This is a genomic window from Nostoc sp. UHCC 0870, from assembly GCF_022063185.1.
In the GTDB taxonomy this organism is placed as follows: Bacteria; Cyanobacteriota; Cyanobacteriia; order Cyanobacteriales; family Nostocaceae; genus Trichormus.
The window spans coordinates 1-13,360 of sequence record NZ_CP091913.1; the positions used below are offsets into that span (position 1 = coordinate 1).

The window sequence follows — 13,360 nt, forward strand, 5'->3', positions numbered from 1 at the left end:
ATGGAAATTACTATTGACAATTTATGGAATCAGGTACTAGATCGCTTACAAATAGAATTATCCCGTCCCACCTTTGAGACTTGGATTAAAACTGCTAGTGTAGAAAAATTAGAAAATAATTGTTTATTTATCGTTACCCCTAATCCTTTTGCTCGTAATTGGTTACAAAAGTATTACATTAATACCATTGCTAATGTAGTACAGGATATCCTGGGACATCCTGTAGAAATTTATATTAAAGTCGCTCAAAGTGATGCAGTTGAAGAACTAGGGGAATCAGCAGTCAATTGGGAATCACCAACTCCAAATACTACTTCGGAAACTGGGACTAAAAAAAGACAGCCAAACACTGACTTAAATTCTAAATATGTATTTTCCCGCTTTGTGGTAGGAGCAAATAGTCGCATGGCTCATGCTGCATCGTTAGCGGTTGCTGAATCGCCTGGGAAGGAATTTAATCCTTTATTTTTATGTGGTGGTGTAGGTTTAGGCAAAACTCATCTCATGCAAGCGATTGGTCACTATCGCTTAGAAATTTGCTCTGATTGTAAGATATTTTATGTTTCTACAGAACAGTTTACTAATGATTTAATTACAGCTATTCGCAATGACAAGATGCAGAGTTTTCGAGAACATTATCGGGCTGCTGATGTGTTGTTAGTAGACGATATTCAGTTTCTGGAAGGTAAGGAGTACACCCAAGAAGAATTTTTCCATACTTTTAATACGTTACATGAAGCTGGTAAGCAAGTTGTAATTGCTTCTGACCGTCCACCTAATCAAATACCCCACTTACAAGAGCGTCTTTGTTCTCGCTTTTCAATGGGGTTGATTGCTGATATTCAGTCTCCAGATTTAGAAACGAGAATGGCTATTCTCCAGAAAAAAGCGGAATACGAAAATATCAGATTACCCCGTGATGTCATTGAATATATTGCTGTTAATTATACTAATAATATCCGGGAATTAGAGGGAGCTTTGACGAGAGCTTTAGCTTACATTTCTATTTGGGGGTTGCCGATGACGGTAGAAAATATTACCCCTGTTTTAGAAACTTCCACGGAAAAATTTGAGGCTACACCAGGGGCAATTTTAACGGTGATAGCTGAAAATTTTGCTCTCTCAATTGAAGAACTGAAAAGCAACTCCCGCCGACGGGAAATTAGTTGGGCGCGTCAAATTGGGATGTATTTAATGCGTCAACATACTGATTTAAGTCTACCGAGAATTGGTGAAGAGTTTGGCGGTAAAGACCATACAACTGTCATGTACAGTTGTGAGAAAATTACTCAACTGCGGGAAAGCGATCGCAGTTTATCACAAACTCTCCGTCAACTTAGCGATCGCATCAACATGACTAGTTCATCACGGCGAAAATAATTCTACAAAGTTTTCCACAACTAGTAATCATGCCACTCTCTAAAAATGATTTTAAATATTAAGTAATGTATAAAAATAGATTAAATTTAAATCTATTTTGTGGGAAACTGGAAATTTTCGGGGAAAATTTTCTTAAGTATAATTACCCTGTGGAAAATACCAAGGGGTTTTCCACAAGTTTTCCACAGATATTCATCTTCCCAACTGTGACTAACTAGGGAATTACGGAAGGTTTTCCACAGTTTCCACAATTTTTAACCTAGGTGTTTACAACAACAGTCTGAGAGGTTGTTTGAAAAGTTTTGTCAGGTATCATTTGTCATTCTGAGTGGAGCTTTGCGGAAGGAAGAATCCGCGTTTTCACCGTTATACTGGGATGCTTCCTTCGTCAGCATGACATAAAAGGGGACTTTTCAAACATCCTCTGATAGCCGTGACGATGGCAGACGTTAAATTAAAACTAAAAACTATTCTCGTCTGCCCCCTTAGCTAGATATGGGAATGCTACTATATTTACTCACCTGCTGAATCTGATCATGAAATTAGTTTGCGCTCAAAGCGATCTCAGTACAAACCTCTCACTTGTTAGTCGTGCTGTACCGTCACGACCAACTCATCCCGTACTTGCTAATGTGCTACTGCAAGCAGATGCTCAAACTAACCAAGTAAGTCTCACAGCCTTTGATCTCAGCTTGGGTATTCGCACTAGTTTTAATGCTGAGGTATGGCAAGAGGGAGCGATCGCACTTCCTGCTAAATTACTTGTAGATATCACCTCCCGTCTACCAGAGGGAGAAATCACCCTAGATGATGAATCGACAGATAGCACCGCCACAGGAGAGGGTTTAGTTGTTACCCTCACACCCAAAACTGGAAAATACCAGTTACGCGCTATGGGTGCAGAAGAGTTTCCCGAATTACCTCTAATTGAAAATACTCAAGCTATTAATATCACCGCCACAGCCTTAATCGAAGGATTGCGGGGTTCTTTGTTCGCTACGAGTTCTGATGAAACTAAGCAAGTCCTCACGGGGGTTCATCTGACCGTTAAACAAGACACATTAGAATTTGCTGCTACTGATGGACATCGCCTAGCAGTAGTAGAAACTAGTAATGAGCGTCCATTGGAAGATAGCGAACAACAACTAGAAGTTACAGTACCAGCGAGAGCCTTACGAGAGCTAGAAAGGATGTTGGCTCATAAGGCTGCATCTGATGAACCTATAGCCCTATATTTAGATCAAGGTCAAGTGGTGTTTGCATGGGGTAATCAACGCCTTAGTAGCCGTACCTTAGAAGGTCAATATCCCGCTTATCGGCAACTCATTCCTAAACAATTTGAACGACAAGTTACAATCGAACGCCGACAATTTTTAAGTACATTAGAGCGAATTGCTGTATTAGCCGATCAAAAGAATAATATTGTTAAACTTAGCATTGATAGCAATGCCCAAGAATTAACCCTATCTTGTGAAGCGCAAGAAATGGGTAATGGTAGAGAGTCAATGTCGGCTCAAATTTCTGGAACAGATATAGATATTGCCTTTAATGTCAAATATTTAATGGAAGGATTGAAAGCTTTACCATCCTCAGAAATTCAAATGCACCTGAATCAAGATTTAACTCCAGTAATTTTTACACCATTAGGTGGGTTAAAGATGATTTATTTAGCTATGCCAATTCAATTGAGAAATTAAAAAGGAGATTGAGGAAAGGGTATAAACCGACCTTCTACCCTTTCCTTGTTCCCTGTCACCTGATCAATAAAACAAGATGATTATGGCTTTAAGATTTGCTCAGGATTCTGAATTTTTAGACTCTGGCATTATCGGCAAAGCGAATTTTGAGATAATCATCTTCCATCTTTGCACCTGCGGGTTGTAGTGCAGCTAGGGCTTGGGGTAAGACTAGGTTACGGCGATGATTACCAATCGTAATATTTAATTCGTCCCCAGTTTTACTAAGTTGAACTTGGTCTTTGGGAATCCCCGGCAAATACAATTCTAAGCTGTATTGATTTTGTTCTTGCACTACTCTCAGGGTAGTTTCTTTGTAATATACTTGGGTTGGATCTTCATCTTTATAGAGGGTTTCTTTTAACCTCTCTAAGGCTGCCAAACCACACATCTCTTCAGAAAATAATGGTACTTCTTTGACAGGGAGAGGATGAAAATCATCGTGAATTTCTTGACGATATTCTTCTTGATTTTGTTTCCAACGTTGGAAGAATGGATCTTGCACTTCTGGCGGGATAATTCGATTAGCTACAACTAAATCTGTGGCGACATTATACAAGCTGAGATAGGCATGAGCGCGGAGAGATTCTTTAATCACCATCTTCTCTGGATTAGTGACTAAGCGGACTGAAGTTTGAGTATTATCTGTTAATACTTTTTCCAATGCTTCAATTTGCTCATAAAACTCATAAGGCGCATCCATTACTTCTTTGTTGGGTAAAGAAAATCCCGCAATGGGTCTAAAAATGGGTTCAACTAGGGGACGCAGTGCTACTGAGATGTTTTGAAATGGCTTGTAAAAACGCCGCATATACCAACCACCAACTTCCGGTAAACTCAACAGTCGTAATGCTGTGCCGGTGGGTGCAGAGTCGATAATCAAGACATCATACTCGCCTTCATCGTAGTGGCGTTTCATTCTGACCAAGCCAAAAATTTCATCCATACCTGGTAGGATGGCTAATTCTTCTGCTTGTACTCCATCTAAACCTCTTGCCTGTAAAACCTGGGTAATATATCGTTTGACTGCACCCCAGTTTCCTTCTAATTCTTGGAGTGCATCTAATTCTGCGCCCCACAATTTAGGACGAATTTGCCGGGCTGCATGGCCTAGTTCCATGTCAAAACTGTCTGCTAATGAGTGGGCAGGGTCTGTACTCAAAACCAGTGTACGATATCCTAATTCTGCACAACGCAGTCCAGTTGCTGCTGCAACGGAGGTTTTACCCACGCCGCCTTTACCTGTCATTAAAATTACTCGCATGGATGATTATGCCCTGCCTGAGAATTGTTTACATTTATTTACGCTATTTCTATTATCAATGGTTTTGCGGATTGGGGCATTGGGCAAGGGGCATTGGGTATTGAAGATTTATTCATCTTGGGGATGTTGCTGCAATAGTTGATCTAGTTTGGTTTCAATTTCTGAGAGTTTGTTAAGAATTGTGGGGCGATTGCCATCTACGGAAAGTAACAGGTTGAAGATTCCTTCTTGTACCTGGGTTAATCGTTCTACTGCTTTTTGTAGTTGGATCATACCTTCACGGAGTTCTTGCCGTTCCTCTCGTGTGTCTGTCATGTCATCTAACATGGCTTGGACGGTTTTAGCGTTAGCTTCTATGAGTTGTTTGAGGTCTTTGTCAGCCATTGCGATCGCTCTTTGGGATATATACTTATCCTAATTTGTAGCTGAGATTGGGTAACTACTCCAACTTAGATTCGATTTACTGCTGTTTGCCAGGGATTATATGCTGTTTCAACACGTCTAGACGGGAACAGTGCCAATAATCAATGTGAGAAACTATCAAGCCATCTGAGTTAAGTCCTAGTTCACTCCAACCAGAGATAGAGATGCGCGGTTTCCAGGGTAAGGGAGTATTCCAACTGAGTGTCCATTCTGTTTTGATGGTGTCTCCCAAGGGTTGAATATTATGTACATCCATGTGGCAATTGAGAAACCAAGTTTTGATGAATTTAATCATCTGTTTATAGCGTTCAACACCGCGAAAACTATTTAGCGGGTCTTGAAAATAAACATTTTCGGCATAAATACTGTAGGTTTGATTGTCTGGGAAGCGTTGATAGTCTAGTTTCAGGATTTCGATGATGTCCATTGTCTTATTCTGGTTGAGATTCTACTTCATGCCATAGCCGTTCTAGCTGTCGTTGCCAAGCTGCTAAAACTTCTTCTCTTGTTTCTGTCGTTTGGTTGATTTCTCCTAACAATCCTTCAGCATAGAACCGTTCTAGGGTTTGCATTGTGGCTTGCAGAGATTGTCCTTGTTGTTTTGCAGCTTGCACAATTTGGCGAATGCGGTTTTCGATGAGGCTATTGAAGACATCGTTTAAGCCTGCGGTATGTAACGATATGAGTCTAGCGATCGCATTTTTCAAGTCATCTCTCACTAAAGTACCGCTATGATGCTGATATACTCCCCACATCACGCTGTCATACAAGGCGTAGCGGACTTCTTGGGTGTCATCAAAGTTGGCTGATAAAAACTGTGCTAAGAATGGTTGCGCTTCTTGTAATGGCACAATCGGTAATAAAACCCGCAACCAATTGCTATCTTCCGACAGCAATACTAAAAGCCTAAATGTAGATGTGTCTATTTGCCACGAGCCAGATGTGATCTCTTGTACATTGGTTGTCCCAAATAATTCGGTCAAAGTCTCTGCAAGTTCTCGAGGTGTCATAGTTTTTTTGAGCTTTAACCTCTAGGGTAACGCTATTACTTTTATTGATACATCAGCTTATTATTGAAATTATAAGGGGAATGCTGAAAACCCGTGAGAAGCAGGACACGCAGGTGTCCGAACTTCGTACTTCTCCCAAGGGGAGACGCTGCGCGAACAGGCACGGGATGAAAGCTTCTTTATTGCCTTTAGGCTTAAGTCAATTTTGTTGATGAACATGGTAAAATACTCTAATCAGTACAAGATTTAAAAACCTACCCCCGGACTGGGGGAAAGTCTACGCCCGAAAAACCTTGAGGAGATATCACTACGCCCTACTGGGCAAACGTGGTGAGCCTGGGAATCTGTGCAAACAGAATATTAAGGCTGTGAGGTCTTAAGAATCTCCGTACCTTTAGGTCGGAGAGTGTCAATCTACGACTTTCAGTTAAAATTAATCCCAACAAAATATACGTTTAACATCCGCGACTTCTTCAAAAAGTTGCGGATCTGCTTTTTTAAGGATAGTTGAAGTTGGTTCACCATGTAACAAAATCTTAATTAAAACCTCCATCTGTGGTTATAAATTGTTGTCAAAAATGAATTGTTTTGAAAGCAAAACCAAAATCTAATTTTTTTTGTTATGGTGATCCCAAAGGAAACATTAAGCACTCAAGCAAGGTAGAAAACACGATATTTCGTGTCTATCAGGCTGGCAATTGCCAAATCAAACAATAAGTCAAAAACCTAACTTACTATCAATAACCAGAGTACAATCGGGGAGGTAATATCTATGTTTACAGTATCTCATCGCACTGTGGCTCAATTCTCTAAAGAGAAATCATTTGTTCTCTGGTTTGATGAAGTGGGAATTGCGGATATCGGCTTAGTCGGTGGGAAAAATGCGTCTTTGGGGGAAATGATTCAACAGTTAACACCCCAAGGCGTGAATGTACCTACAGGATTTGCCACTACAGCTTATGCTTATCGTTACTTCATCCAGTCGGCGGGTTTGGAAGGGAAGTTAAGAGAACTATTTGCTGACTTGGATGTAGAAGATGTCAAAAATTTACAAGCAAGGGGAAAACAGGCGCGATCGCTCTTGATGGACACACCATTTCCTCTAGAATTACAACAGGCGATCGCTAGTGCATATAAAACTCTGTGTGAAGTGTACAACCCCAACACAGATGTAGCAGTGCGTTCCAGTGCTACCGCCGAAGATTTACCCGATGCTAGTTTTGCAGGACAGCAAGAAACCTATCTGAATATTGTTGGTGTAGAAGCAGTATTAACAGCTTGTCATCAATGTTTTGCTTCCCTATTTACAGACCGTGCTATTTCTTACCGCCATACCAAAGGATTTGATCATTTTAGCGTCGCCCTAGCTGTGGGTGTACAGAAAATGGTGCGTTCTGATTTAGCTACCTCTGGGGTGATGTTTTCTATTGACACTGAAACAGGTTTTAAAGATGCTGCTTTAATTACGGCTGCTTATGGCTTAGGAGAAAACGTTGTCCAGGGGACAGTTAACCCCGATGAATATTATGTTTTCAAACCAACTTTAAGAACAGGTTTTCGTCCCATTATTGATAAAAAATTGGGCAGTAAAGAATTAAAGATGGTCTATGACCAAGGCTCTCAATCTACTAAAAATATACCTGTATCTAATTTAGAACAAAATCAATTTGCCCTGAGTGATGAAGAGATTTTACAACTAGGGCGTTGGGCTTGTTTAATTGAAGACCATTATTGCCAAGTCCACGGAATTTATACGCCGATGGATATCGAATGGGCAAAAGATGGGATTACTAATCAACTATTTATAGTCCAAGCGCGTCCTGAAACAGTCCAGTCACAAAAGCAAGGTAACGTACTGCGGAGTTATCGGTTGGTATTGGGAAGTGGGGATTGGGGACTGGGGACTGGGGAGAAAACTAGCCAAATCTCTACTCCTCAATCTCTACACCCCTTAGTTATTGGACGGGCGATTGGGGAAGCGATTAGTCAAGGAAAAGTGCGAGTAATTTTAGATGTTAAACAAATAGAAGAGTTCCAGGCTGGGGACGTTTTAGTTACAGAAAGAACTGACCCAGACTGGGAACCTATTATGAAACGCGCCAGTGCGATTATTACCAATTCTGGCGGACGTACCTGTCATGCAGCAATTATTGCACGGGAATTGGGTGTACCTGCGATCGTTGGTTGTGTTAACGCAACGGAAGTTTTAACAACTGGTCAAGAAGTGACGGTTTCTTGTGCAGAAGGTGAAGAAGGCAAAGTTTATGCAGGTTTATTACCTTTTGAAGTTAAGGAAGTGCCTTTAGAAAACTTACCTCGTACCCGCACCCAAATTTTAATGAATGTCGGTAATCCCCAAGAAGCCTTGAGTTTATCTGCAATTCCTAATGATGGGGTAGGTTTAGCGCGGACTGAGTTTATCATTGCAAACCAAATCAAAATTCATCCTCTGGCGTTGATTCACTACGACAAATTAGAAGATGCGGACGCAAAAGCCAAAATTGCTGCCATCACCGCCATGTATGATGATAAACCCCAGTATTTTGTCGATAAATTAGCCCAAGGGATAGGTAGAATCGCCGCCGCCTTTTATCCCAAACCTGTAATTGTGCGAATGTCAGATTTTAAGAGTAATGAATACGCCAACTTGGAAGGTGGTAGACAATTTGAGCCAAAAGAAGAAAACCCCATGCTTGGCTGGCGGGGTGCGGCACGATATTATGATGAAGGCTACAAAGATGGTTTTGCCTTAGAGTGTCAAGCCATTAAGCGAGTACGGGAAGATATGGGTTTAACCAATGTCATCCCGATGATTCCCTTCTGTCGCACTCCTGAAGAGGGACTGTTAGTTTTAGCAGAGATGGCAAAAAATGGGCTAAAACAAGGCGTGAACAACTTGCAGGTGTATGTAATGTGCGAGTTACCTAGTAATGTAATTCTGGCAGAACAATTTGCTGAGATATTTGACGGTTTCTCGATTGGTTCTAATGATTTAACTCAGTTGACTTTGGGTTTAGATAGGGATTCTGCTTTGGTAGCGCGACTGTTTGATGAACGTAGTCCGGCTGTGAAGCAAATGGTGAAAATGGCGATAGAAGCAGCTAAAAAACACAACCGCAAAATTGGTATTTGCGGACAAGCACCCAGCGATTACCCAGAATTTGCTCAGTTTTTGGTAGAACAGGGTATTGATTCTATTAGTCTCAATCCTGATTCGGTGTTAAAGACAATGTTAGAAGTGGCGAAGGTGGAACAGCAAAAGTAGGTGAGTGATTGCACTGGAGTACAGCTTTGTGTAAAATTGTGACGAATTGAGGTTGATCTTTGAAGGATAATGTCTACAGTGGTGAGCAATAAAAGTAACAATGTTCATAACCATGCTTTGTTGCTTTCCGTCTGCTTATTTGCTTAGAGCATAATCTGTAAACTAATAGACATCTCCGAAAAAGAATATGAAAGCCTTGTGCAGTGAGGGTTGATACCTCATTTATGGAGATGTCTAATGGTAATGTTTGAAAGATATGAAGATGGAGCGCATACGATATTTCACGGTGATGCTCTGTATATTTTGTCCAGCGAGATTGCCTCCGAATCTGTAGACCTAATTTTTCTTGATCCTCCCTACAACATAGGAAAAAGATTTTCAACATTTTACGATAAGTGGGAGTCTGACGAGGAATATGCAAAGTGGGCATATACATGGCTAGATGAGTGTATTCGTATACTCAAACCGAACGGAAGTCTATATGTGATGACAAGTACGCAAGCCATGCCGTACTTTGATATTTATTTAAGGCAAAGATTGATCATTCTGAGCCGAATTATCTGGCATTATGACAGTTCTGGAGTTCAAGCAAAAAAGTATTTTGGTTCAATGTACGAGCCATTACTCTATTGTGTCAAAGATAAAAATAATTATACTTTCAATTCAGAACATATAAAAATAGAAGCAAAAACTGGCGCACAACGAAAGTTAATCGATTATAGAAAAGCTATTCCAACACCATACAACACAGAAAAAGTCCCTGGTAATGCCTGGTATTTTCCTCGTGTGAGGTATCGAATGGAAGAATATGAAAATCATCCCTCACAAAAACCAGAATCATTACTGGAAAGAATTATTCTTGCAAGTAGTAATAAAGGTGATATTGTACTTGATCCATTTGCAGGTACTTTTACAGTTGGTGCTGTTGCTAAAAAACTGGAGAGAAATTCAATTAATATAGAATCTCAGGAAGAATATTTAAAAATTGGATTGAGAAGAGTTTTGAAATGTCAGGAATACAAAGGTGAACCCCTTTTATCTATACAAAAAAATCATATTAGAAAAAATAAAAATGGGCAGAATTTAGATATTTTACAGGGGAATCTCTTTGATGCCAACAGTACAGCATGAATTCACAAAAAAAATAATTGAAATTCTAGATATTCATTTTCCTAATCAGGGCAATCTAGTTTTAGAATCTAGTGAGCTATTACAGTATCTAAATATCAAAAGTAAAGCTGCAAATCGAGGTTCTAAGTCACGAGCAGGATTTGCCAATCATTATGCAATCTATGTATTAATCGAAGATTATATAAAGCATGATTTTCATATTAATAATAACTATGAAGACTATGAAGGTTCTCAGTTTACTGTTCTTTTGAGGAGACAAAGAGAACTTCCTTTTGGAAGTAAATTACAAAATCATGCACTAAATCATAGACTAAATGAAGAGTTCAAAAAATATTTTCCTACATCTTTGCATCTACCTATTATTAGAGACGCTACAACAAATAGATATTGGATTAATGAAAATATTATAAAAATCATTGTTAATAATCAACAAATCAATATTGCTTTAGCTATAAAAAACATTATTGATACTTATATACAAGCAAGAAGTGAGGCTTTTAATGAATTCATGGTTTATTGCCAAGAAATGATAAACATTCAACAACAGGATGCAACACAATCTATCGAATTTATTCGAGGATTGCTCAGACCAAATATAGATGCAAGGATTTTTGAGATTGTAAGTTATGCAATTTTAAAAGAGTATTATGCCGAACAGCAGATATACTGGGGTTGGTCACAAGATGATCTAAATACTGATTCTTTAATTCTGTATAAAACAGGCCGTACTAATGCAAATGATGGCGGTATAGACTTCGTAATGAAACCACTTGGTCGCTTCTTTCAAGTGACAGAAACTATAGATGTAGGTAAGTATTTTTTGGATATAGATAAGGTGCAAAAATATCCGATTACTTTCGTTGTCAAAACTGAGGAAACAGTTAATAAAATCCTAAAAAAATTAGAGGAACAAGCAACAGCAAGATACAAAATTAAAGCTATTATTAATAGATATATGTCATCCGTGGAAGAAATTATAAATATACCAGAAATAATGCGTCGTTTTGATACAGTTTTAGCCTTTAATAAAGGTGCAGCAGTAATTGAAGAGATAGTTATACAAAGCCGAGTTGAGTTCAACGTAGAAGCAGAAGAATAGGATCTCCTCACCTACGAACAAACGTTAATTTAAGCACCCAAATACCAGAACAGTTTGTTTGTTTTGTTACACACTGATGTTAATCCCTAAAATGTTGGGTTACTTTGATATTCAGCAGTGATCATTCACTACGTATACCAGAACACATGAAAACGAAGATGGTCGGGATAAGTTATAGTTCGTAGTGGGTAGCTCATTGCGTATAACAAGTATGATGAAGGACTAAAGTCCTTACTACAAACGTTAATGGGGTAACTCAAGAGTGACTAATAACTAATGAGTAATGACTAAGAATTGGTATCGAATTGGGTTGGTAGGGATATTTCTGCTGTCTCTGACTCTACGTTTTTGGGGATTAGATAGATTTAATACGTTGGTATTTGATGAAGTTTATTATGCTAAGTTCGGTCATAACTATCTAACCCATACACCGTTTTTTGATGGTCATCCACCTTTAGGTAAGTATATGATTGCTTTGGGAATGTGGCTTGGTAGTCATGTTCCTTTTTGGCAAGAACCAGTAAATGGAATGACAGGTTCTTTGCGATCGCCTTGGAGTTATCGCTGGATGAATGCTCTATCTGGTTCGTTTATTCCTATTATTATAGCTAACATTGCCTATCAATTAAGTTACCGTCGCAGCTTTGCTTTACTAGCAGGGTTATTCACTGCTTTGGATGGTATGTTTATTGTCGAATCTCGCTATGCTTTAATTAATATTTATATAGTTCTGTTTGGATTATTAGGACATTGGTTGTTTTTATTAGCGTTAGCCAAGCAACAAAAACGGCAATTATATTTAGTGTTGGCAGGCATAGCTTTTGGTGCTTCCTGTGCTACAAAATGGAACGGGCTATTTTCTTTATTTGGTATCTATGTTATTTGGAGCTTCAGTTGGATATACCAATTACTTACCCATAGAAATCAAACTAAAGATATTATAAAAAATTTATTTACGTTTAATATAATTAACTCATCTAACCAGCAATCAAATAATATTACCAATCCTTTACCACTACAAAAACTTACACAAATCAACTTTTGGCAATTTATCTTGTCTCTAGGAATTGTTCCCGTCGCTGTCTATAGTCTCCTCTGGATTCCTCACCTACAAATGAATCCTAAATATGGATTTATAGCAGTACACAAGGAAATTTTAGGATTTCACGAAAAACTCGGTGGTAATTCTCCTACAGTCCATCCCTACTGTGCTGCTTGGTATAAATGGCCTTTGCTGACTCGTCCAATGGCTTATTATTATCAGACAGCGCAAAGTATAACTGATCCTTTACCTGTATTGGGGCCTCCTTTACCTAGTGGTACAGGAAAAGTTATCTATGATGTTCATGCTATTGGTAATCCTTTTTTGTGGTGGCTTGGTTTCGCATCTATATTATTTCTGCTGGGGATGCTATTAACATCTGTTGTGATTCCTGTCATTAAACAAAGACGCTTATCTTTACCTGAAAATATTCCTACTGATAGTTGGATAGCTTTATTTTTAGTCGTAAATTATGCTGTCAACTTACTACCTTGGGTAAAGGTAACAAGGTGTGTTTTTATCTATCATTACATGACATCTGTCGTATTTGCATTTTTAGCGATCGCCTGGTTTATCGATCAATGTCTACACAGTTATCATCGATCACTCAGGGCTGTAGGCATTTCTATCTCTTTTCTCATTATCGCCGCTTTTGTTTTCTGGATGCCGATTTATTTAGGTTTACCCCTTTCGCCTGAAGGTTATAGATTGCGGATGTGGTTTAGTTCTTGGATATAAGCCTAAAACAAACTTGTAGAGACGCGATTCATCACATCTAAAAATAGTTTACACAGCTAAACACAATCTGCTTAATCAATCACTTAACTTTTCACATTTCTTATCTCTGCATATCATGAGTGCCTGTTAGACTGTAAAACGCGGACAGTGTAGAAATCAACTGCCGCTAACTTACTGAGGAGTTAAAAATTAGTAGTCTGAAACCGTTAGCCAACGTAACAATAGCAGAACTAAAGGGCAAATTGAGCCAAGATAGATGATGACAGGATAGA

Annotated in this window: 10 protein-coding genes; 6 read left to right on the forward strand and 4 right to left on the reverse strand. The window is 39.0% G+C overall.

Features of this window, described 5'->3' with window-relative positions; translation table 11 throughout:
* Positions 1-1,380: a chromosomal replication initiator protein DnaA gene (gene dnaA / locus L6494_RS00005; protein ID WP_237990860.1), complete on the forward strand. Its 1,380-nt coding sequence runs from the start codon at positions 1-3 to the stop codon at positions 1,378-1,380.
* Between the two features lie 536 nt (positions 1,381-1,916).
* A complete protein-coding gene (gene dnaN, locus L6494_RS00010; protein ID WP_237990861.1) occupies positions 1,917-3,077 on the forward strand; it encodes a DNA polymerase III subunit beta in 1,161 nt (386 codons plus the stop codon).
* A 115-nt stretch (positions 3,078-3,192) separates the two neighbouring features.
* Here the strand turns inward: dnaN and L6494_RS00015 are convergent, their stop codons facing one another.
* The 4 genes from L6494_RS00015 to L6494_RS00030 form a co-directional block, all read right to left on the reverse strand.
* On the reverse strand, positions 3,193-4,380 hold the full coding sequence (locus tag L6494_RS00015) for a TRC40/GET3/ArsA family transport-energizing ATPase (protein ID WP_237990862.1): 1,188 nt from the start codon (positions 4,378-4,380) through the stop codon (positions 3,193-3,195).
* A gap of 108 nt (positions 4,381-4,488) precedes the next feature.
* Entirely contained in the window at positions 4,489-4,764 is a 276-nt protein-coding gene (locus L6494_RS00020) for a hypothetical protein (RefSeq protein ID WP_237990863.1), read from the reverse strand.
* Between the two features lie 76 nt (positions 4,765-4,840).
* Positions 4,841-5,230 (reverse strand): DUF2358 domain-containing protein, encoded by a 390-nt coding sequence (locus tag L6494_RS00025; RefSeq protein ID WP_237990864.1) that lies wholly within the window; start codon positions 5,228-5,230, stop codon positions 4,841-4,843.
* Positions 5,231-5,234: 4 nt separating this feature from the next.
* Positions 5,235-5,813, reverse strand: a complete 579-nt coding sequence (locus tag L6494_RS00030) for a hypothetical protein (RefSeq protein ID WP_237990865.1) — start codon at positions 5,811-5,813, stop codon at positions 5,235-5,237.
* A 772-nt stretch (positions 5,814-6,585) separates the two neighbouring features.
* Here L6494_RS00030 and ppsA point away from each other — a divergent pair.
* The 4 genes from ppsA to L6494_RS00050 all read left to right on the forward strand — a co-directional run bounded on the left by ppsA (position 6,586) and on the right by L6494_RS00050 (position 13,088).
* Positions 6,586-9,078 carry a phosphoenolpyruvate synthase gene (gene ppsA / locus L6494_RS00035; RefSeq protein ID WP_237990866.1) on the forward strand — a complete coding sequence of 831 codons (2,493 nt, stop codon included), beginning with the start codon at positions 6,586-6,588 and terminating at the stop codon, positions 9,076-9,078.
* A gap of 237 nt (positions 9,079-9,315) precedes the next feature.
* Positions 9,316-10,209, forward strand: a complete 894-nt coding sequence (gene yhdJ, locus L6494_RS00040) for an adenine-specific DNA-methyltransferase (protein ID WP_237990867.1) — start codon at positions 9,316-9,318, stop codon at positions 10,207-10,209.
* Complete coding sequence (locus L6494_RS00045; protein ID WP_237990868.1) at positions 10,190-11,308, forward strand: restriction endonuclease; 1,119 nt, start codon at positions 10,190-10,192, stop codon at positions 11,306-11,308. The genes yhdJ and L6494_RS00045 overlap by 20 nt, the downstream gene beginning before the upstream one ends.
* Before the next feature lie 283 nt (positions 11,309-11,591).
* Positions 11,592-13,088, forward strand: coding sequence for a dolichyl-phosphate-mannose--protein mannosyltransferase (locus tag L6494_RS00050; RefSeq protein ID WP_237990869.1), 1,497 nt, complete (start codon positions 11,592-11,594; stop codon positions 13,086-13,088).
* The last annotated feature ends 272 nt before the right edge of the window (positions 13,089-13,360 follow it).